Origin of the sequence: Caproicibacter fermentans, from assembly GCF_009746625.1 — a bacterium.
GTDB classification, from domain to species: domain Bacteria; phylum Bacillota; class Clostridia; order Oscillospirales; family Acutalibacteraceae; genus Caproicibacter; species Caproicibacter fermentans.
Genome location: NZ_VWXL01000014.1, coordinates 60,050 through 80,853, shown reverse-complemented (window position 1 = coordinate 80,853; position 20,804 = coordinate 60,050). Strand labels below are relative to the sequence as shown.

Sequence of the window (20,804 nt, the reverse complement as noted above, 5' to 3'; positions counted from 1 at the left end):
CGATGAAACTGCTTCATCTTTCCGACCTTCACATCGGCAAACGCGTCTGCGAGTTCAGCATGCTGGACGACCAGCGTTTTATTCTGGAACAGATTGTGGGAATTGCGGGGGACGTAAAGCCGGACGCCGTCCTCATTGCGGGCGACCTCTACGACCGGAGCATTCCGGTCGGGGAGGCCGTCACGCTGCTGGACGACTTCCTGACCGAGCTGGCCGGGCGCGGAATCCCGGTCTTCGCCATCAGCGGAAACCACGATTCGCCGGAGCGGCTCGATTTCGGCAGCCGCATTATGCGAGAACACCGCGTCACCATCGCGGGAACGTTTCAGGGGACCGTCCCCCGCGCCGATCTTTCCGATTCCTTCGGCGCCGTACATATTTATCTTCTGCCGTTTTTGCGCCCGGCCGCCGCGCAGCCTTTCTTCGGCGCGGAAAAAACGGGCAGCTACGACGGCGCGGTTCGCGCGGCGATTGAAACGGCGGCTCTTTGTCCCGACAAACGGAACATTCTCGTCGCCCATCAGTTTGTCATCAGCGGTTCCAGCGAGCCGCTCCGCTGCGACAGCGAGACAGTTTCCGTCGGAGGCCTCGACAGCGTGGACGTTTCCGCCTTTGACGGATTCGATTACGTCGCGCTCGGCCACCTGCACGGTCCCCAGAAGATCGGACGGGATTCCGTGCGCTACGCGGGTTCGCCGCTGAAATATTCGTTTTCGGAGGCACGGCAGAAAAAGAGCGTGACCGTGATCGAGCTGGGGGAAAAAGGAAAGCTGGAGCTGACCCAAATCCCCTTAAAGCCGCTGCGCGACATGCGGGAAATCCGGGGCCCGATCGCCGAGCTGACCGCCCCGGAGACCGTCGCGGGCGCAAACCCGGAGGATTATATCCGCGCGGTTCTGACCGATGAAGACGAAATCGCGGACCCGGCCGGAAAACTTCGCGCCGTCTACCCCAACCTGATGCGAATTGATTTTGAAAACAGGAGGATGAACGCCGAAAACTCCGGAACAGCTGCGGCGGGGGACCCTTCCCGCAGAACGCCGATGCAGCTGTTCGAGGAATTTTACCGGGACCGCAGCGGATCGCCGATGTCCGAACGGGAGCGTGAAATTATCGGCAAAATCATAGAAGAAGCCGGGGAGGAAACCGTATGAAGCCGCTGGACCTTGTCGTCAGCGCGTTCGGCCCCTATGCCGGGCGTGTGGAAGTTCCGCTGCGGGAGTTTGGCTCCGGCGGATTATTTCTGATCTGCGGGGATACCGGCGCGGGCAAGACCACGATTTTCGACGCGATTTCGTTCGCCCTGTTCGGCGACGTCAGCGGTTCCACCCGCACCGTGGACACGCTTCGCAGCAATTTTGCCTCGCCGGAAACCAAGACCTTTGTGGAGCTGACCTTTTCCCATGCGGGGAAGGAATACAAAATTCTCAGAAATCCCCGTTACCTCCGCCCCAAAAAGAACGGCGCGGGGGAAACGGCGGAAAACGCGGACGCCGTTCTTACCCTGCCGGACGGCTCCGTCCGGACGGGCAGTTCCCATGTCACGCGGGAAGTGATCCGCCTGCTCGGCATCGACCACCGGCAGTTCAAGCAGTTGGCCATGATCGCGCAGGGGGAATTTCTGGACCTGCTCCTCGCCGAAAGCAGCGAGCGGGCGGAAATCTTCCGCCGCGTGTTTTCCACCGATCTGTTCCGCCGCATGGAAGAACTGTTGAAACAGCGGGAGCTGGAGCTGAGACACGGCTGGGAGGACGGAGCGCGCGGCATTCTGCAGGACGCCGCGCTAATCCGCCCCGAAGAAGACGGCCCGCTTCGCGAGGCCCTCTCCTCCTGCCTTGGCGACAAAGACGTCAACCTGATTCCCCGGGTTCTGGAGCTTCTCCGCGCAGAAAACCGGGAGAACAGCCTGAAGCGAAAAGCCGCCGAAAGCGACCTCGCGGCGGCAAGGGAGAAAACCTCCGGCCTGATTGCCGCCCTCGCCGCCGCGCGGCAGACCGCGCAGACGTTCACCGCGCTGGAATCGGCGCAAAAGCACCGGGCGGAATTACTGGAGCAGCGTGAGGAAACGGAGCGGCAGGCAAAGCTTCTCCGCGCCGCGGAGCTGGCCGAATCCCGCGTCACCCCCGCGCGGCTGTCTTTTCTTCGGGAAAAGAACGCCGTGCACACTCTGGAAGAGGAAATTGCGTCGCTTGCAAAAAAGGTCGCCGAGGCGGACGGCGCTCTTACCGGACTGAGCGCGGCTGCGGAAGCAACACGGGCAAAAGAGCCCGAACGCGAACGGCTCGCGGGCAGAATCGCAACCCTCACCGCCGCGCTGCCGGGCTACCAAAAAGCGAAAACTCTGGAACGGCAGGCCGCGGATCTGGAACGTTCCCGTGAAGAGCAGGACAAACTGCTGGAGCATCTGGAGCAAAAGAAGAAAGCCCTCGCGTCGCAGCGCGACCGGCTGCGGGCGGAGCTCGAAACGCTCGCGGACGCCGAAACAGAACGCCTCGCCGCCAAAACGGAGGAAGAAGCATCCCGCAAAACCTGCGAAGTTCTTTCCGGCATTCTGGACTCCGTCGGAAAAATCCGGACGCTGATCGACGGGTACCGGTCGATGCGTTCCGGGTATCTGAAAGAGGAATCCGGCTATCGGGAGGCAAACGCCGCCTACGATCTGGCGGAACAGGCTTTCCTGCGGCAGCAGGCCGGAATTCTTGCGTCCGCCTTGAAAGACGGCATCCCCTGCCCTGTCTGTGGCTCGCTCAGCCACCCGCGCCCCGCGGCGGCTGACGCGTCGGCCGTGTCGGAAGACGAGCTGCGAAGACTGAAAGCGGAGCGCGACCGTCTGCACGGCGCGCTGGAAAGCTCCGGTCTCAGGCTGAAAGCCGCGGAAACACGGATTCTGTCCGACCGGGAAAACCTTCGGAAGGCCGTCGACGATCTTCTTGGCGGCGTCACGGGGGACGAAAACGTGCAGGCTCTGGAACGCCGGGCGCGTGAGGCCGGTTCACAGGCCGAACAGACTCGGAGGCGCGCGCTGGAAAACCTGAAAGCCCAGGAACAGCGATGCGGAAGAAAAGCGGAATGCTCCGCGCAGCTGCGCCGGGCTGAGGAAAGTCTGGAAGCTGCCGGCCTCGAACTGGAAACACGGCGCGAAGCAAAAAACACCCTGACGGCGTCGCTGGAAGCAAAACGGGCCGAAGCCTTTTCCGCACAAGCCTCTCTCCCTTTCCCGACAAAGGAGGAGGCACGGCGAAGCCTGAAGGAACTGAGCGGCAGGCTCGACGAAATGAAGCAGGCGCTTCAAAAATCGGAAAGCGCCTACCGTTCCTGCCTCAGTGACCGGGACGGAGCGGCAGCGGTCCTTTCCGACAACCGCAGAAAGCTGGAAACCGCCCGCAGGCAGGCGGAGGAGCTGGAACAGGAATACCGGCTCCGTCTGACCGAATCCGGATTCCACACGGAAGAAGAATACCTTGGCTGCGTTCTTCCCGCCGAGCGGATGGAGGCGCTGCGCCAGCATCAGTCGGACTATCGGGACGACTGGATCCGGACGGAGGACGCCGTCCGCCGTCTCACGGAAGAAACCGCCGGAAAAACGCCCGCCGACTTGACCGCGCTGGAGCGGGAACTCGCCGAGGAGCAGGAAAATCAGCTGTCAAGGGAAAATACTTTCCACACGTTTTCCGCCCGGCTGCAGCAGAACCGCGGGGTTGAAGCGCGAATTGCGGAAGCGCTGAAAAGCCGAATGGAGCTGGAAGAGCAGTACGCCTGCGTGCGTGGCCTTTCCAGAACTGCCAACGGAGAACAGAGCGGAAAACAGAAGCTCGACTTTGAGCAGTATGTTCAGGCGGCGTATTTCACCCGTGTTCTGGAGCAGGCAAACCAGCGGCTTTCCGGAATGACGAACGGCAGGTATGTTCTGCTCCGCCGCCAAAATTCCTCCGATCTGCGCTCCCGCTCCGGGCTGGAGATCGATGTGCTGGACAACTACAACGGCAAAACGAGGGACGTCCGCTCTTTGTCCGGCGGGGAATCCTTCAAGGCGTCGCTTTCGCTCGCGCTCGGACTGTCCGACGTCGTCCAAAGCTTCGCGGGAGGCGTCCGAATTGAAACCATGTTTATTGACGAAGGGTTCGGTTCTCTGGACGAGGAATCCCGCCAACAGGCAATCGCAACCCTGGCCGGCCTCGCGGAAGGAAACCGGCTGGTCGGCATTATCTCTCATGTCGCTGAACTCCGGGAACAAATCGACCGTCAAATTGTTATACAAAAAGGAGTAAACGGAAGTAAAATACGGATCGTTAAATAATCCTGCCGATTGCAAAAGAATTCCGGGGAAGGGCAGCACATTCCTTGCAATTCTGACGTTTCGTCCTGATTCCCAACATAACCGGTCGAATTCTAATACAAAATGTAGTTTTTTATGTAATATATACAGCAAGTTAGCTGTTGCAAAGCTCACGCAAAACACCGCGAAAAAGAAAAAAGGCCCTGGTCCCGAGCAGATCGGAACCGGACCTCTTTTTTCAGGAAAGAATCAGTAAAAGCAATCCACAAGGATCGGAAAAAGCGGCATCGTCAGCGCGGAAAAGAGCGTTGTCAGCGCCACCGCTTTGGAGCCCAGCCTCGTGTCGCCGCCGAACTGCGCCGCGAACATCACCGAATTGGCGGCGGACGGCGCGGAGGAAAGAATCAGCAGCGTGGTAAAAATCGTCCGGTCAACATGCAGAGGCAGCAGAATGAGAAAGCAGAGAACGGGAACCACCAGCAGCCGGATCAGCGAAAGATGGTACAGATCGGTATCGGCGAAAAGCTCTTTCAGAGGAATCTCCGAAATATAGACCCCGACCACCAGCATGGCAAGCGGCGTATTCAGGTCTGAAAAATATTCCATCGGGGACAGAATCACTTCCGGCAGGCGGGCAGACAACACAAAAAGGGCAAGGCCGATTGCAAGTCCGATGATTCCCGGATTCAGAATCGCCTTTTTATAATCGATGCCCGGCTCTTTCTTCATGCACGATACGCCGTGCGTCCAGACGAACAGATTGAACGCGGCGATAAACATGGAGGCGTACGCGACCCCCTGTCCGCCGAGAACCGCGTTTACCAGCGGGAGCCCCATAAAGCCGCAGTTGGAATAGGAGGCCGCGAAACGAAGAATTCTTCGGCGTTCCGACGGATGCTTTCGGTACAGCAGAAAACTGACTCCGATACTGACCGCAATACAGATGACGGACAGCGCGCCGGAAAGAAAGATGCTGCCCACGCTGACTTTTCCGATCATGCTCTGCAGGGAAGCAACCACCAGGCACGGGGTGACAATCCAAAAAAGGACGGCGGTCATCTCCTTTGCTCCGCCGTCAGAAATCAGATTCAGTTTTCCACAGAAATAACCTGCGGCCACCATGAAAAAAAGAACGGCCACTTTCAGCAAAACACTGAGAAATAACGATAACATTTTCAATCTCCCTGCTGTTTTCAGGCTGTGTTCCAGCAAGGGTCGAAAGTAGCCGGATTACCTGTTTTGATAAGGTTCTAAGTAAGTATAAAGCGCCTTTTCGTGCATGTCAAGAGACCGGCTGCTGCAAATTTCTTATCAATATTTCATAGTAGAATTAATTCGAGATACGGATCTGTTATGATATGGTAAATCGTAAAAATTATCCACCCATGATAAAGGGGAGTAGCTGAATTTCGGAAGGTCAACAACCGTTGCGAATGCTTCTGGCCTCCGATCCAAATTATTTTGGAAAGCAAGACCTTTACCGGAAAGTTCGATTTCCGGCAGAGGTCTTTTTCTATGCCGGATCTTGAAAATTTGAAAGGAGACAGCGGAAATTGTTACAGAAACGGGACACGATAAGAACAGAATCCGCGCGAAAGGGGGAATCGCCCATAAACGATTATCTGAAAGATTCCGGCGCCGTGATGAACGAGCTTGGCAGCCGCCGCGACGGCCTTACGCCGGAAGAGGCGGAACGCCGTCTGGAAGAGCGAGGGCCAAACCGTCTGAAAGACGCTGAAAAAAAATCCATGCTGGTCCGTCTGAAGGAGCAGCTTCTGAACCCGATGATTCTGATTCTGCTTGCCGCCGCGCTCATCTCAGGCCTGCTGGGGGAAGCCGCGGACGCCTCCGTCATTTTATTCGTGGTTGTGCTCAACTCGATTCTCGGGATTGTGCAGGAAAGCAAATCGGAAAAGGCGATTGAGGCACTTCAAAGCATGACCGCTTCCCGCGCCAGGGTCAGGCGCGGCGGAGAGGTTCTATCGGTCCCCTCCGCCGAACTGGTAACGGGAGATATCGTACTGCTGGAAGCGGGCGACGCCGTGCCGGCGGACCTGCGTATCCTGGAATCGGCCTCCCTGAAAATCGAGGAAGCCGCGCTGACCGGGGAATCCGTCCCCGTGGACAAAAGCCCGGACGCGCTTGACGCGCCGGAGGGCGGCGTCCCGCTCGGCGACCGCAAAAACATGGCTTATCTGGGCGGCAGCGCCGTGTACGGACGCGGGACCGGCGTCGTCACCGCGACCGGCATGGAAACGGAAATGGGAAAGATCGCGGATACCCTCGCGAAAGCAAAGGATGAGGAAACCCCGCTTCAGCAGAGGCTGAATCAGCTGAGCCGCCTGCTGAGCCTGGGCGTGCTGGGCATCTGCGCGTTCATCTTCGCTTTCAGCCTGTTCACCAGCCACAATTACAGCACACAATCCGTTCTGAACTCTTTCCTGCTTGCGGTAAGCCTTGCCGTCGCCGCCGTTCCGGAGGGCCTGGCCGCCGTGGTGACCATCGTGCTCTCCATCGGCGTTTCCAAAATGTCGGCCCGCAGCGCTATTATCCGAAAATTAACCGCTGTGGAAACCCTTGGCTGCACACAGGTGATCTGCACGGACAAAACCGGCACGCTGACGCAGAACCGGATGACGGTTGTGGACTCGTTCGGCGACCTTCCGCTTCTTGTCAGGGCTTTTGCCCTTTGCAGCGATTCCCGGCTGAATTCGCAGACCGGAGAAATCGTAGGCGAGCCGACGGAAAACGCGCTGGTTGCATTTGCGCGGAAGGAAGGGCTCGACAAGAACACTCTGGACTCCGAATTTCCACGCCTCGGCGAGGCCCCGTTCGACTCAATGCGGAAGATGATGACCACCCTGCACGGCCTGCCTGACGGCAGCGTGGTTCAATATACCAAGGGCGCTCCGGATGAAATTCTGAAACGCTGCGACAGCGTATTGTCGGACGGCGCCGTCGTTCCGATGTCGGAAGAGTTGCGGCGGAAGATCATCGGCTCCAATCGGGAAATGGCAAACCGGGCGCTTCGCGTCCTCGCCGCCGCCCAAAAAAAGCTCCCCGCCCTGCCGGATGATCTTTCCCCCGAAAAGCTGGAATCCGGCCTGACGTTCCTGGGTCTTGCCGGCATGATCGACCCCGTGCGGGAGGAGGCGGCCGAAGCCGTGCGCGAGTGCCGGCGGGCCGGAATCCGCCCGGTCATGATCACGGGGGACCATCGCGACACCGCCGCGGCGATCGCTGCCCAGATCGGCATTGCGGAACCCGGCGATCCCGTGATGACCGGAAGCGAGCTGGACCGTTTGACAGACGAGGAATTAAAGGAAGCCGTCCTCCGCTGCGGAGCCTACGCAAGAGTTCAGCCGGAGCATAAAGTACGAATTGTACGCGCCCTGAAAGACCTTGGGCTGGTCACCGCCATGACCGGGGACGGCGTAAACGATGCGCCCGCCCTGAAAACCGCGGACATCGGCGTCGGAATGGGAATTACGGGAACGGATGTGACCAAGAACGCGGCGGATATGGTGCTGGCGGACGACAACTTCGCCACGATCGTTTACGCCGTGCGGGAAGGCCGCAGAATCTACGACAACATATTGAAAACCGTCCAGTTTCTGCTGTCTTCGAACCTCAGCGAGGTTATCTCCATCTTTGCCGCAACGCTGCTCGGCTTCTCGCTGTTCCGGCCCATTCACATTCTGTGGATCAACCTGATCACAGACAGCCTGCCCGCCGTCGCCCTGGGGACGGAACGCGCGGAGCACGGGATTATGAACCGTCCGCCGCGCGGAAAAAGTGAAAGCCTGTTCGCGAACGGACTTGGAGCCGACGTGCTCTATCAGGGCGCCACGGTCGCCGTTTTGACCCTTGCATCTTACTGGGCCGGCAGCGGAAGCGGGCCGGACACAGGAACCACCATGGCTTTTGTGACGCTGTCGATGTGCGAAATTTTCCATTCCTTTAATCTGCGTTCCCGCAGGGGCTCCGTTTTCCTCCTGCACGGACAGAATCTGATTCTGCTTGGAACCATGCTCCTGTCGCTGCTGCTGACCTTTGCGATGGTGGAGCTGCCGTTCCTTTCCCTGGCCTTTTCGCTCATATCCCTGACTCCGCGCCAATACCTGATTTCCATCGGAATCGCCCTGCTGATTCTGCCGGTTGTGGAAGCGGTCAAAGCAGTCCAGCGCCGCATGAGCCGCTGAAAGCTATTCTCTGCTTTCGGGTTGTGGTATAATAGGGGAAAAACGGAGGAACGATCGATGAGCATAGAAATCCGATATTTGTACCACAGCGGCTTCTCCCTGGAAACCGCCCGCCATTTTTTGATCTTTGACTATTATCTCGATACTCCCAAAGGCTGCGGGCTGTCAAAAGGTGTGATTGACCCGGAGGAAATCCGTGAGAAAAACGTCGTCGTGTTTTCCTCCCACAGTCACCCGGACCATTACAGCCCCAGGGTTTTCAGCTGGCGCAAAACCGTCAAACAAATTCGCTACGTCGTCGCTGATGAGATCCGCCCGCCCGAGGACGCCGTGAAAATCGCCCCCGGCCAAACCGTAGACCTTGGCGACCTGACCGTACATGCGCTGGAATCGACGGATCTGGGCGTCGCGTTTCTGGTTCGGGTTGACGGGCTGAATCTCTACCACGCGGGCGACCTGAACTGGTGGCACTGGGATGGGGAGCCCGAGGAAGACAACGAAGAAATGGGACGTCGCTTTCGGGAACAGATCGACACGCTGCGCGGTGAGAAAATCGACGTTGCGTTTCTTCCCGTCGACCCGCGGCAAAAAGAAAACGCCCTGCTCGGTCTGAGCTATTTTATGAAAACCGTCGGCGCCCGGGCCGTTGTTCCCATGCACTCGTTCGGCGACACGGAATTTTACGACTCCCTGAAAACCGATCCGGCGCTGAAGCCCTGGCTGAACAACATCCTGTTCTACCGCAGCCGCGGCGAAATTCTGACGATCGATTAATATAGAAGCTTTCCCTCGGAAAAATGGGACACGCCGCTGAAAAATCGCGCGAAAACTCCCGGCCGCAAAGCCGAAAAAGTCTTTGGCCGAAATTTACAGGTGCGGCCAGCCGGTTGATTTTATGCAATAGCAGGTTAAGGCCCCGCCGAACGGCGGGGCCTTTTTTCAGGTATTAGAACGGTTCAATCTTTCAGCTTCAGCTGATTCAGCGCGGCTTTCAGCTGCTGCGCAAGACGGTTAAGCTCCTGACTGGTGGCGGCGCTCTGCTCGGCGGTCGCGGAATTCGACTGTACCACGGTGGAGATCTGTTCCGCGCCCAGATTCATCTGGCTGATGGCCTTTGCCTGCTCCTGCGAGGATTGGGAAATGGACCCAAACAGGGTCGCCATCGATTCGACGCCGCCGACAATCTCGTTCAGGGAAGCAGCCGTCTCGTCGGCGATCTTTCTTCCTTCCTCCACTGCGCCGATGGAATCCTGAATCAGCGCGGAAGTATTTTTCGCGGCCTGCGAGCTCTTTCCGGCCAGATTGCGGACTTCATCCGCCACAACCGAAAAGCCCTTGCCCGCTTCGCCGGCTCTCGCGGCCTCAACCGCCGCATTCAGGGCCAGAATATTGGTCTGGAACGCAATATCTTCAATCGTTTTTATAATTTTTTCAATTTTTGAAGAAGATTCCTCTATTTTTGTCATTGCGGCAATCATATTTTTCATCTGCTCGCTGCCACGCGTAACCTGTTCCATCGCATTTTCGGCAATCGTATCGGCCTTTTTCACATACTGCGAGCTCTCGTCCACTTTCCGGGTAATTTCTCTCATGGAAGCCGCAAGCTGTTCGACGGTCCCCGCCTGCTCGGTCGCGCCCTGGGCAAGCGCCTGCGAGCCTTCCGCCACCTGCTGCGAGCCTCCCGCTACCTGATCGGCCATTTCGCTGATGTCGCCGAACATGGCATTCATCGAATTGAGAATGGAATTCAGCGCGTCCCTGATGGCTATGAAATCACCGCGGTACTCCCGCTTTGTGGTCATCGTGAAATCGCCCTCCGCAATGCTCCCAAGCACGGCGGAAATCTCTTCAATATACCCGTTGAGCGACTCCACGGTCGTCCCGAAGGTTTTGGAGAGCGACTCGATTTCATCCTTCGTCCGGACAACCGGAACCTCGGAGTGCAGATCCCCGTCAGCCAGCGTTTCAATTCTCCCGGCGAGCGAAATCACCGGCCTCACGATCGGCAGGGCAATCCTGCTGGAAATCAGGACGGATAAAAGGATAAACACGGCAATCAGGGCGAGCGCGATGTAAATCGCCGTATACATACCGCCCATCATTTCGGATTTGACGGCAACGACGCCGATGGACCACCCGCTTGTGCCGGAAATCGGCAGATAGGATACATAGACCTGCTTTCCTTCAAAGGTTGTCATCTCGCCCCCCGTCTTCCCGGCGGCCATATGCTTGTCGACCTCCGCCATTCCGGAATAGGACGAATCCTTTTTGGCAAGCTCGATATAGTTGACGGATTCGAGTATGTTGTTCAGATTCTTGTCCGCCACGATCTTTCCGTCTCCGTCGACAATAAAGCCGTAGCCGGTCTTTCCGACGGTCACATCGTTGATCAGGCTGTTGAGCGTTCCGACGGAGAGGGAGCACGCAAGGATTTTGATGGAGTTGTCCTCCGGATCGTTGATCGGCATGGCCATCGTCACCATCATACCGTTGTTTTTCTTCGATATGTAGGTGCTGGAAACCGCGGAATGCCCCATCATGGCCTCTTTAAAATAGACCGTCCCGCTGATATCGTCGCCGCCGAGCGTTTTGCCGGTGCTGTCGGCAAGGTCGACCGCAAAAAAGCCGTGTGCCCGGCTCTGCACCTGCAGCTCGCGCTCGATATCCTCGTTCGACAGGCTCTTGTTAAACAGCGCGCTGTCCTGTGAAATATCGGTGATCGACGTCTGAAATTTATCCAGTGAATTTTTGACAACCTGGCTGTAGGCCCGCGCGTTCGAATCGACTTCGCTCTTCATAAAACTCATGGAATTTTCGTAAATCAGGTACAGCGTGGTTCCGCCGAAAATCACGCAGATGGAAACCGTGATCAGCATAAACCGGAGCAACAGCTTTCGTTTCAGCCCTTCCTGTTTGTGTTTTGTCTGCTTCGCAGCCGATGCTGCCGGATGGGATTTTGCTCGAACTGATTTTCTGCTCTGAAAGAGCGACTGAATGGACGATTTCAAATTCACACTCATCAATTTCTACAACTCCCGGTAAAGATTTATTTCAGGTGCTGAACAATAAGATCCGCGATTTGCTGCAAAGGCGCCTGCTTTACCACGGCGCCGATCTCATAAGCCGCCATCGGCATTCCGTAAACCACACAGGTAGTCTCATCCTGCCCGATGGTGTACGCGCCCGCCTGCCTCATATGCAGGAGGCCCTCGGCTCCGTCCTTCCCCATTCCGGTCAGGAGCACCCCAATCGCTTCACGCCCGGCTGTTTTGGCGGCCGAGTCGAACAGAACTCCCACCGACGGGCAGTGCCCGTTGACGCGCTCCCCCTGAACGCATTTGACATAGTACCCGCCGGCGTCCCTTTTCAGCTGAAGATGGAAGCCGCCCGGCGCAATCAGCGCGCTCCCGGGCTCCACGCGGTCGCCGTCCCTTGCCTCGGCAACGCTGATGCCCGACAGCCCGTTAAGCCTTTGGGCATACATTTTCGTAAAGCCTGAGGGCATGTGCTGAACAATCACGATTCCGGGAAGATCGCCGGGCAGGCGCTTGATGATTTCGGCCGTCGCGTCGGTCCCCCCGGTGGAAGCGCCGATCACGATGACGCGGGACGCCGCTGTTTTCGGGGGCGCCGCCGCCTTTTTGAGAACGCGGCTTTTCCCCGGCGCAGCGGCAATCTTCGCTTTTACGCAGGCCTCGCTGCAAAATGCCTCCCAGCTTTTTTTGTCCGGATTCTTCGAAAGCAGAATCACATCCGCGGCCCCAAGCCTGTGATATTCCGCCGGATCGGTTTCCGGCGGAAAAACGGCGACCACGGGAATTTTCATCTCTTTGATCAGGGCCCCGGCGCCGCCTCCCCGAAGTCCGGCACCGGCTATCATCACATCGGGTTCGTATGCTTTCAGCAGTGAGGCGGCTTCTGAAAAGCTGCTCACCGTTCTGATTTCGTCAAACGCAGGGTCTTGAGACATCGCGTCACTCAGAACGGACCTGAAAATCAGCGAATCATGGGCTATCAGAACTTTGATCGGTCGAAAGGGCATAGCGCTTATCCTTTCTGATAAATGGAGGGTTCAATATATCGAAACGGCACGGTATCCCGCTGAACGGTCTCGGAATGACCGATCAGCAGATACCCGCCGGGCTTTAAGCTGTCATAAAATTTTTGAATCAATTTGTTCTTGGTTTCCTGCTCAAAGTAGATCATTACATTTCTGCAGAAAATCAGGTCAAACGGCTGCCGGAACGGAAACGCGTCCATGAGGTTCAGGCTGCGGAAAATGACCTCTTTTTTGACTTCCTCGCTCAGAAGATAGACCTGGTCTTCCTGTTTGCGGAAATACCGCTTCTCCCAGCCCGGGGGAAGATTCCGCAGGGAATCCGCGGAATAGACTCCCGTCCGTGCCGCGTCAAGAACCTTGGTGGAGATATCCGTCGCAAGAATCCGGTAATCCCATCCGGAACACGGCCCGAACCATTCCTTCATCACCATGATCGCCGTGTAGGCCTCTTCCCCCGTGGAACAGCCCGCGCTCCAGATCCGCAGGCATTTGTCCGCCCGGTTCTCCGTCAGCTTTGGAAGAATCACTTCTTTCATGAATTCAAAGTGACGCGGCTCCCGCATGAAATAGGTATGATTCGTGGTCAGCCGATTCATCATTGTGTGCAGCTCTTCCGGGTTGCTGCGGATCAGACTGAAATACTCCGTAAAGCTTGAAATGTTTTTCTCCGCCAGCACGGAAAAAAGCCGGGCCTCGATCAATAAACGCTTTTTACTGAGGTTAATGCCGAAATTTCCGCGGATAAAATCGACAAGCTCCTGAAACTCCCGGTCGGTTAAATGAATCATGCTGCCTCCTGTCCGGTGCCTCAGCTGGCATTGTAAAGATTCTGAACATTCAGAATCAGGCTGATGCTGCCGTCCCCGAGGATCGCGCAGCCGTCGATTCCGCTTTTCTTCACTTTGAACTGCGTCAGATAAGCGGGCAGCGGCTTAACCACCACCTGCTGCTCCCCGAGCAGCGCGTCCGCAAACAGGCAGAAGGAATTGTCGTGAGTCCCGACCAGAATCATGATTCCGTCGCCGATACTCTGCACCTTTGTGTCAAGATGGTACGATTTGTGCAGGCGGACGACCGGATAATAACGGTCGCGCACCATAATAATCTCGTGCATATCCGTATCGTACATGATGTTTTCGTCCTTCGCCTTGAAGGACTGAAGAATATTTTTGATGGGGATGGTAAACATCGTGTCTCCCACGGAAATTTTCATGCCGTTGACGATGGCGAGGGTCAAAGGAATCTTAAAGATTACTTTCGTACCCTGGCCCGGTTTGCTCTCGACCGTGACGTCGCCGCCGATTTTTTCCACGTTTTCCTTTACCACGTCCATTCCGACTCCGCGGCCGGAAAACTCCGTGACCACTTCGTTTGTGGAAAATCCGGGCATCAGGATAAACTGATTCACTTCATGATCCGTATATTCGTCTGCAGGTTTATTCAGCAGGCCCTTTTTCTGTGCCTTGCTGAGAACGGCCTGCCGGTCGATGCCTGTGCCGTCGTCGGAAACGGTGATCAGAATTTCACCGCCGGTATTCTGCGCGGAAAGCGTAATCGTGCCGACCTTCGGCTTGGATGTTTTCGCCCTGGCTTCTTTTGATTCGATTCCGTGATCCATCCCGTTGCGGACAAGGTGCATAATAGGGTCGGAGATGCTGTCCACAATCGTCTTGTCCACTTCGGTTTCTTCCCCGACCAGCACCAGCTGAGCCTCTTTGTCGAGCTTTTTGCTCATATCCCTGACAATCCGGTTCATCTTTTGGAACACGGTGGAAACGGGGACCATGCGGATGGACATGACGATCTCCTGAAGCTCGTCGGTCAGCTTGCGAAGCTGGCGCGACGCTTTTGTAAAGTTGTTGTCCAATCCGGCCTGCTGAAGAGCGGGGGTCGAGGTCACCATCGATTCCGTAATGACGATTTCGCCCATCAGGTCCATCAGATTGTCCAGTTTGGAAAGGTTGACGTTGATCAGGCTCTGTTTAACGGGGACATGAGGCTGCTGGGCGGCATTCTGCGGCCGCGAACCGGCGGCGCCGGCTTTCCCGGCGGCGGCCGGACCGGAAACGGAGGATCTCTGCTCCGACGGGGCCTCCCCCAGAACGGAGTAGGTCTTTGTGTATGTAAACGCCTCTACCGCTGAGACCGCGCGGTCGCGCGCCTGCTCCTTGCCGAAGAAAAGGTAAAAACCGTTTTTCTGAATTTCGGAAGCGGTCGATTTGTCGGTTTCAATGTCGTGCGGGCGGTATTCGAACTCCAGGCCGGAATCCTGCAGGCTGTTGACCAGCATAAACGCGCGCAGATTTTCCATCTGGGCTTCCTCGTCGAAAGAAACGCGGATCGCAAAAGGAAACCCGCGCCCCGATTCCTCTTTTATGATTTTCTCTTCATCGCCGGAAACGGCCGGAGCTTCTTTCGGGGCTTCGTTCTGTACCGATGTCTCGGGAACCGCCGCGGCATTGTCGGAAATCTTTTTGAGAAAATCGTTAATTTCCTGCTCCAATGTGCCGATATTGGTTGTAAGGGGCTGTCCTTCCTGAACCTTTTTTACTTCCCCCTTCAGGAAGTCTCCCGAACGGAACATCAGGTCAAACAGGTCTTCCAGATCCTTCTGGCCGATTCCTTTTTCCCTGACGAAAGCGAAGAGGTCTTCCATCTTGTGGGAGATGACCGCCAGACTGTTAAACTGCATCATTGCGGAAGAGCCCTTGATGGTGTGCATGATTCTGAAAATCTCGTTGATATCTTCCTGGTCCAGTTCCTTGTTTTTTTCACTTTCAATCAAAATATCGTCCAGATGCTCCAGCAGATCATTGGTTTCAAACAAATAGACGTCCAGCATGGATTCGTTTCCGCTTTCCATATTGTGTTTCTCTCCCATCCTGTTAGGCAAAACCTGGAAAATACCGGTAATCGGTTACAGATTTCCCCTATTTCTTATTATCTATATCGACCGGTTTCAAATAAAATTAACAGATTTTTCCCCTATTTTATGAAAGAGGTGCTTTTATGCCGGAAAACCTGCGAATTACCGCCCCTGTTCCAAACAGCGACGGAATTCTGAAGCCGAATCCTTCCGCTCAGTCCTCTCAGATTGAGCCCATGGACCCGGCCAGGGTAAACAGGCCCAACACGCAGGATCAGAATACGGATTCGGCATCCCTGAATCTTCTGCTGAGCAGGGATTCCGTATTCGGAAAATTCATTCAGCAGCTCAGGCAGACGCCCGCGCTCTCCGAAACGCTGGGAAAGCTGCTCCTTAATACGGTCCGCCGGCTGGAGACGAGCCCCGATTTCCTGCCTGAAAACTCCGCGCTGAGGGAGCTGGCGTCGTCTCTTGCGGCGGAGCAGGGCGGCCTAATCAACGACCTGATGTTTCAGCAAAAAAACAGCACCCTTTTTTCCGGCCCGCTGTTTCAGCTGCTGAGCCGCATTTCACAGCAGGCCGAGGACCCCCGGCTGGACCTGAGAATCGCCGGGTTTCTGAAAGCGTTTGACGGATTTTCCTCCGCGAAGGAAACAACGGAAGCCATTCTCTCAAACCTGAACGCCATCGGGCGCCGGATTCCGACGAATTACGCAAAGCAGCTGGCTCTGCTTTCCGAAAAGCTGAACACCTCCGACCCCGAAGGCGCTGTGAACGAAAATCTGAATCTGCTGAAAAAGGAGATTCTTCCGTTTCTCTCCGACTATGTTTCAAAAAGCAGCGATTACGGAAAAATGCGGGAAATCCTCTCCCTTCTGCTGCAGAATCTGTCCATTTTGAACGTAAGCTCGCGTGAAAACCTGCAGTCGCAGTTTCAGCAGCTCGCCGCCTACTGCGGCCGCCACACCGCGGAGCCGACCCTCCGCCTGATGCGTTCCTTTTTTGCGGACGCGGTTGGGGCCGGGGCCGGAAAAGAAAAACCGGAAAACCGATTTTTCCATTCGCTCATTACCCTGCTGTCCCATAGCGGCGAGGGTTCCTCCGGGGCGGACCAGGCGGCGGTCGGCGACATCGGCAGGGCCCTTCTTCTGGACAACAGCGTCTACATGCCGTTTACGCATCTGTTCCTTCCCGCGGTCCTTCAGGGAAGATTCCTTTTTTCGCAGATCTGGATTGAGAAAAGGGACAGAAGCGAAGAGGGGCACGCCGGCCCCGGCGCGGCGGCGCCGCCGACGCGGCTGTACCTGACCTTTGAGATTCAGGACCTGGGAGCCTTCGAAGCGAAGGTTGAGCTGACGGGCAAAAAAATCGACCTCTCCCTTGCCTGCCCCGAAAAGCTGCTTGGGCAAACCGGGACGATCACCTCCTCTCTCGCCCGGATTCTGGACAGAAACGGCTTTTCGTTCGGCGATATCCGGCTGTCGCGCTTTGAAAATCCGCAGATACCGGAGCTGATTCTTCAAAAAACAATGGAAAGGAAGCGGATGGTCGATGTCACAATTTGAAAAACTTCAGAAAGCGGCCGCGCTCAAGTACGACGATTCCTCCGGCGGCGCGCCCGTCGTCGTGGCCTCCGGAATGGGCGGCGCAGCGCGGGAGATCGTCGGAATCGCCGAAAAAAACGGCGTGCCGGTTTTCCGGGACGACTCCCTCGCGACCCTTCTTTCCAGAATGGACGCGGGCGTGCAGATTCCGCCGGAGCTGTACCGGGCGATCGTAGACATCTATGTGTATTTTCTCGGCTTTCACGTTGATTCTTCCGGAAACGTGACGCGGGAGCCCCCAAAAAAGCAGAAGGAGGACGGCGCGGAATAAAATCACAAGAAGTTTTTTATTTTTTCTAATTTTTCGCTCCAAAGTGACGATATAGATATAGGGAAATTTTAAGCGCGTCTGAATAGAAACGAATCTAAAGGTGAGTAGAATGAAAAGAACAAAAAAGAGCGCAAAGAACACAATTTCCGTAATGGAAAACGTCCCCTCGGAAAAATATCTGACTTTCTTTATCGACCGGCAGACTTACGCCCTTCCGACTTCTCAGGTTGTTGAAATCATCCGTCTGCAGCCGATTACCCTGATGCCGAATCTTCCCGATTATGTAAAGGGCGTCATCAACCTGAGGGGAAAAATCGTACCGCTGATCGATATGAGACTGAAATTTTTGAAGGATCCGATTCCGTATGACAACCTGACAAGCATTATTATCGTTGAAAACGGCGATATGACCGCGGGACTGATCGTAGACTCGGTCAAAGACGTCAGGGATATTGCAAAGAGCCAGATTTTCGACGCGCCCAAATACAAAAGAAGCGTCGGAGACCGCTACGTGTGCGCCATCGCATCGCTTGAAAAAGTGTCCGCAATGGTTCTGGATATCAACCGTATTTTGTCGGACCGCGGCGCCGAATCGCAGCCCGGCCGCACGGCAGCGGACCAGCTTTTAAAAACCGCCGCGGAATAAAAGCGGAAAATTCAATCCCGAAAGGAAAAGGAAAACGCTGAGGGGGCTTACCAGATGCTGCCACTTCCTGAAAATTACCTCCGGTCGCCCTGCGAAGTCAAGGCGATGGACAACAAGCCGATTCTAACCGGATATCTTGACGGAACGTCGGACAACGAAATCCAGATTGTGAACAAATCGGATCCGCTGCCTGTCGTACACTGCAACACCACCGTGCGAATCAGCATCTTCAACAGCACGTTGGGGTTCCGCGTGCTGGTCGGAAAAGTATACCTTTCCACGCCGGTATTTATTCGGATCTCCGACGTACAGAGCGAAGCCGATTATGAGAAGCGGAATTTTTTCCGCGTCAGGGTCGATCTCGCGGCGGAAGTGCTGCCCGAGGACGATCGCGGCAATGTCCGCAGGGAAGAACCGCCCGTTCCGGTTAAAATCAGGGATTTGAGTCTGAGCGGCCTTTATTTTAAAAGCGCGATCAAACTGGAGACGGGCGACCGGCTGTCGGTTCGGCTGAAGCTGTATGATTCGGTTGTTTCCATCAGCTGCAAAATTGTCCGGAAGCTTGTGGTGGAACGGGCGCAGGAAGACGGCTACGGATGTGAGTTTCTGCAAAATTCCGGGCCGACTTTTGATCTTTTGTGCAAATATCTGTTTGAATGCCAGAGGGAGCAAATCCGAATGATGAAGGAAAGCCAGCTGTAGCGAGGCTGCGTTTTCTCGTTCGGTTTGCCGGCGTTTGGGAAAGCAATAATTTACTCTACGAGGTGAATCACATGCAAAACAATTTGGCGGAAGACGGGACTGTGCGGGACGGCGAACAGTCCGCTTCGGAAAACAAGTATTTAACTTTTTGGACGGACGGCGAGCTTTTCGGCGTTCCGATTTCGGATGTGGTACAAATTATCAGCATGCAGGGAATTACACCGCTCCCGGATTTTCCCGCCTATGCCAAAGGCGTCATCAACCTGCGCGGGAACATCATCCCGGTCATCGATATCCGCGTCCGTTTCGGCAAGCCGGAAGCGGAATACAACGAAAACACCTGCATCATCGTAACAAGCATCGAGGACTCCTTCATGGGATTTATCGTGGACGCCGTCGATGAGGTCACGGATCTTGACGAAGACAACATCTCTCCCGCGCCGAAAGTTTCCAAGGATATTACCAACCGTTATCTCACCGGAATCGGCCAGATCGGTGAAAAGGTGGTCCTTCTTCTGGACGCGGCAAAGATTCTTTCAGAAAACGAGCTTTCAGAAATACATGAGACCTCAGGTCAGGCCAAGGACCCCGATCAGACGGACAAGCCGCCGGAAAATCCCGTCATCAGTCTGCACTCTGCGTCAGCTGAAAAAAAAGAAGGAGAGTAATCGGACATGCATCCATACTTAAATATGAAAATCCGCGGCAAACTGATTTTAAACATCTCTGTGATTTCCCTGCTGTTCGTCATTCCTTACGCGGTCTTTCTAATTGTCGTTTCCGCAAGCAAGGGAAACGCGGACGCTCTGCAGAACGCCGTTCGCACCATGGCCCCGCTGATGGTCGCGGCCTTGATCGCCATCTGGCTGGCCGGTGTTTTCATCATCGCCAGATTAGCAAAACAGCTGGTTTCCCGAATCGATAAAATCATCGACGCCGTCAAGGCGATGGGCGAAGGCAAACTCGACGTGAAAATCGATTACGAGTCGGACGCGGAGCTCGGCCTGCTTGCCAAATCCACCAATCAATTTTCACAGAATCTTACAATAGCCATTAAAGAGATTATTTTTCTTCTGAACGCTCTGTCGAAAGGCGACTTTACGGTGGAACCCCGCGTCAACTGGACCGGCGACTGGGTGCAGATCAATGCGGCCATGAAGGATATTCTTGATTCCCTGAACCATACTTTTACGAAGGTTTCAAACGCTTCGGATCAAACCGCCAGCGGTTCCGAGCAGGTTGCGAGCGGTTCGCAGGCCCTGGCCCAGGGGGCAACGGAACAGGCGAGCGCCATTGAAGAGCTTTCCGCGACCATTCTTGAGGTTTCCGACCACGTGAAGAAGAACGCGTCAAACGCCTCGGAAGCGAACCGTTCTTCCAGCGAGGAGGAGCAGAAGCTGCAGGACGCGAGCGCCAAGATGGATGAAATGCTGAAAGCCATGACGGAAATCAGCGATACTTCCAAGCAGATCGGAAATATTATTAAAACCATAGACGACATTGCGTTCCAGACCAATATTCTCGCGTTGAACGCCGCTGTTGAAGCGGCGCGTGCCGGCACCGCCGGCAAGGGCTTCGCCGTCGTCGCGGATGAAGTCCGCAACCTTGCCAGCAAGAGCGCGGAAGCAGCGAAAGACACAACCACCCTGATTGAAAATTCCATCAAAGCGGTCAGCAACGGCGCCAAGGTAGCGGATACCACGGAAAAAACGCTTCAGGAAGTGATCGACTCCGCAAACCGGACCAACGGTCTGGTTAACGAGATTGCCACCGCCTCCAACCAGCAGGCGACTTCCATTACCCAGATTACCCAAGGCATCCAGCAGATTTCCGCCGTCGTTCAGACGAATTCCGCAACCGCGGAAGAAAGCGCCGCGGCAAGCGAAGAGCTTGCCGCCCAGGCCAAAGAGCTCAAGCGCTCCATCTCCGGTTTGAAACTGCGCGCCGCCGCGCAGCCGTCACCGAAGAAAAGCGCGGAAAAGAAACCGGAGATCGCCCCCGTCGGGGACAAGTTCCGCCCCGACGCGAAAAAGCCCGAAGAAAAACAGGCGGAAGAAAAGAAACCGAATCACCCCCGGCATCCGGCTGCCGTTCCGGCCTATGCCCCCGTCGGCGCCGACGACAAGTATCTGTAACTCAAAAAACCGTGAACTTTCGGGGACGTCCTTTCTAAAGGA

General features: G+C 55.8%; 15 protein-coding genes. 10 read left to right on the top strand and 5 right to left on the bottom strand.

The window, feature by feature from the left end; all coding sequences use genetic code 11:
• The first annotated feature begins 2 nt into the window (after positions 1-2).
• Together CAFE_RS02245 and CAFE_RS02240 are read left to right on the top strand one after the other, a co-directional pair.
• Positions 3-1,154: an exonuclease SbcCD subunit D gene (locus CAFE_RS02245; protein WP_156989675.1), complete on the top strand. Its 1,152-nt coding sequence runs from the start codon at positions 3-5 to the stop codon at positions 1,152-1,154.
• A complete protein-coding gene (locus CAFE_RS02240; protein WP_156989674.1) occupies positions 1,151-4,297 on the top strand; it encodes an AAA family ATPase in 3,147 nt (1,048 codons plus the stop codon). The genes CAFE_RS02245 and CAFE_RS02240 overlap by 4 nt, the downstream gene beginning before the upstream one ends.
• Before the next feature lie 228 nt (positions 4,298-4,525).
• On the opposite strand, the gene CAFE_RS02235 is transcribed toward CAFE_RS02240, so the two are convergent.
• On the bottom strand, positions 4,526-5,449 hold the full coding sequence (locus tag CAFE_RS02235; RefSeq protein WP_066642909.1) for an AEC family transporter: 924 nt from the start codon (positions 5,447-5,449) through the stop codon (positions 4,526-4,528).
• A 437-nt stretch (positions 5,450-5,886) separates the two neighbouring features.
• Here CAFE_RS02235 and CAFE_RS02230 point away from each other — a divergent pair, with 437 nt between their 5' ends.
• Together CAFE_RS02230 and CAFE_RS02225 are read left to right on the top strand one after the other, a co-directional pair.
• Positions 5,887-8,478 carry a cation-translocating P-type ATPase gene (locus CAFE_RS02230; protein ID WP_330593846.1) on the top strand — a complete coding sequence of 864 codons (2,592 nt, stop codon included), beginning with the start codon at positions 5,887-5,889 and terminating at the stop codon, positions 8,476-8,478.
• Between the two features lie 57 nt (positions 8,479-8,535).
• On the top strand, positions 8,536-9,252 hold the full coding sequence (locus tag CAFE_RS02225) for an MBL fold metallo-hydrolase (RefSeq protein WP_083209922.1): 717 nt from the start codon (positions 8,536-8,538) through the stop codon (positions 9,250-9,252).
• Between the two features lie 182 nt (positions 9,253-9,434).
• On the opposite strand, the gene CAFE_RS02220 is transcribed toward CAFE_RS02225, so the two are convergent.
• From CAFE_RS02220 to CAFE_RS02205, 4 genes are read right to left on the bottom strand one after another with little or no spacing between them, the layout of a single operon-like run.
• Positions 9,435-11,498, bottom strand: a complete 2,064-nt coding sequence (locus tag CAFE_RS02220; protein ID WP_228725191.1) for a methyl-accepting chemotaxis protein — start codon at positions 11,496-11,498, stop codon at positions 9,435-9,437.
• A 26-nt stretch (positions 11,499-11,524) separates the two neighbouring features.
• Entirely contained in the window at positions 11,525-12,520 is a 996-nt protein-coding gene (locus tag CAFE_RS02215) for a chemotaxis protein CheB (protein WP_066642903.1), read from the bottom strand.
• Positions 12,521-12,525: 5 nt separating this feature from the next.
• Positions 12,526-13,326 (bottom strand): CheR family methyltransferase, encoded by an 801-nt coding sequence (locus CAFE_RS02210; protein ID WP_156989672.1) that lies wholly within the window; start codon positions 13,324-13,326, stop codon positions 12,526-12,528.
• Positions 13,327-13,346: 20 nt separating this feature from the next.
• A complete protein-coding gene (locus CAFE_RS02205; RefSeq protein ID WP_066642897.1) occupies positions 13,347-15,401 on the bottom strand; it encodes a chemotaxis protein CheA in 2,055 nt (684 codons plus the stop codon).
• 146 nt (positions 15,402-15,547) lie between these two features.
• Between CAFE_RS02205 and CAFE_RS02200 the strand changes: the two genes are divergently transcribed.
• The 6 genes from CAFE_RS02200 to CAFE_RS02175 all read left to right on the top strand — a co-directional run bounded on the left by CAFE_RS02200 (position 15,548) and on the right by CAFE_RS02175 (position 20,762).
• A complete protein-coding gene (locus CAFE_RS02200; protein ID WP_066642894.1) occupies positions 15,548-16,969 on the top strand; it encodes a hypothetical protein in 1,422 nt (473 codons plus the stop codon).
• Positions 16,956-17,279, top strand: a complete 324-nt coding sequence (locus tag CAFE_RS02195) for an EscU/YscU/HrcU family type III secretion system export apparatus switch protein (protein WP_066642891.1) — start codon at positions 16,956-16,958, stop codon at positions 17,277-17,279. Before CAFE_RS02200 ends, CAFE_RS02195 begins: the two co-directional genes overlap by 14 nt.
• Positions 17,280-17,388: 109 nt before the next feature.
• Positions 17,389-17,925, top strand: a complete 537-nt coding sequence (locus CAFE_RS02190) for a chemotaxis protein CheW (protein ID WP_083209921.1) — start codon at positions 17,389-17,391, stop codon at positions 17,923-17,925.
• 54 nt (positions 17,926-17,979) lie between these two features.
• Positions 17,980-18,627 carry a PilZ domain-containing protein gene (locus CAFE_RS02185; protein ID WP_066642888.1) on the top strand — a complete coding sequence of 216 codons (648 nt, stop codon included), beginning with the start codon at positions 17,980-17,982 and terminating at the stop codon, positions 18,625-18,627.
• Positions 18,628-18,698: 71 nt separating this feature from the next.
• Positions 18,699-19,295 (top strand): chemotaxis protein CheW, encoded by a 597-nt coding sequence (locus CAFE_RS02180; protein WP_066642882.1) that lies wholly within the window; start codon positions 18,699-18,701, stop codon positions 19,293-19,295.
• 6 nt (positions 19,296-19,301) lie between these two features.
• Complete coding sequence (locus CAFE_RS02175; protein WP_156989671.1) at positions 19,302-20,762, top strand: methyl-accepting chemotaxis protein; 1,461 nt, start codon at positions 19,302-19,304, stop codon at positions 20,760-20,762.
• Positions 20,763-20,804: the final 42 nt, after the last annotated feature.

What these genes read in the sequence shown, in the direction of transcription:
- CAFE_RS02245 (WP_156989675.1), top strand. Translation starts at nt 3, where the DNA reads ATGAAACTGCTTCATCTTTCCGACCTTCACATCGGCAAACGCGTCTGC.
- CAFE_RS02240 (WP_156989674.1), top strand. Translation starts at nt 1,151, where the DNA reads ATGAAGCCGCTGGACCTTGTCGTCAGCGCGTTCGGCCCCTATGCCGGG.
- CAFE_RS02235 (WP_066642909.1), bottom strand. Translation starts at nt 5,449, where the DNA reads ATGTTATCGTTATTTCTCAGTGTTTTGCTGAAAGTGGCCGTTCTTTTT.
- CAFE_RS02225 (WP_083209922.1), top strand. Translation starts at nt 8,536, where the DNA reads ATGAGCATAGAAATCCGATATTTGTACCACAGCGGCTTCTCCCTGGAA.
- CAFE_RS02220 (WP_228725191.1), bottom strand. Translation starts at nt 11,498, where the DNA reads ATGAGTGTGAATTTGAAATCGTCCATTCAGTCGCTCTTTCAGAGCAGA.
- CAFE_RS02215 (WP_066642903.1), bottom strand. Translation starts at nt 12,520, where the DNA reads ATGCCCTTTCGACCGATCAAAGTTCTGATAGCCCATGATTCGCTGATT.
- CAFE_RS02210 (WP_156989672.1), bottom strand. Translation starts at nt 13,326, where the DNA reads ATGATTCATTTAACCGACCGGGAGTTTCAGGAGCTTGTCGATTTTATC.
- CAFE_RS02205 (WP_066642897.1), bottom strand. Translation starts at nt 15,401, where the DNA reads ATGGAAAGCGGAAACGAATCCATGCTGGACGTCTATTTGTTTGAAACC.
- CAFE_RS02200 (WP_066642894.1), top strand. Translation starts at nt 15,548, where the DNA reads ATGCCGGAAAACCTGCGAATTACCGCCCCTGTTCCAAACAGCGACGGA.
- CAFE_RS02195 (WP_066642891.1), top strand. Translation starts at nt 16,956, where the DNA reads ATGTCACAATTTGAAAAACTTCAGAAAGCGGCCGCGCTCAAGTACGAC.
- CAFE_RS02190 (WP_083209921.1), top strand. Translation starts at nt 17,389, where the DNA reads ATGAAAAGAACAAAAAAGAGCGCAAAGAACACAATTTCCGTAATGGAA.
- CAFE_RS02185 (WP_066642888.1), top strand. Translation starts at nt 17,980, where the DNA reads ATGCTGCCACTTCCTGAAAATTACCTCCGGTCGCCCTGCGAAGTCAAG.
- CAFE_RS02180 (WP_066642882.1), top strand. Translation starts at nt 18,699, where the DNA reads ATGCAAAACAATTTGGCGGAAGACGGGACTGTGCGGGACGGCGAACAG.
- CAFE_RS02175 (WP_156989671.1), top strand. Translation starts at nt 19,302, where the DNA reads ATGCATCCATACTTAAATATGAAAATCCGCGGCAAACTGATTTTAAAC.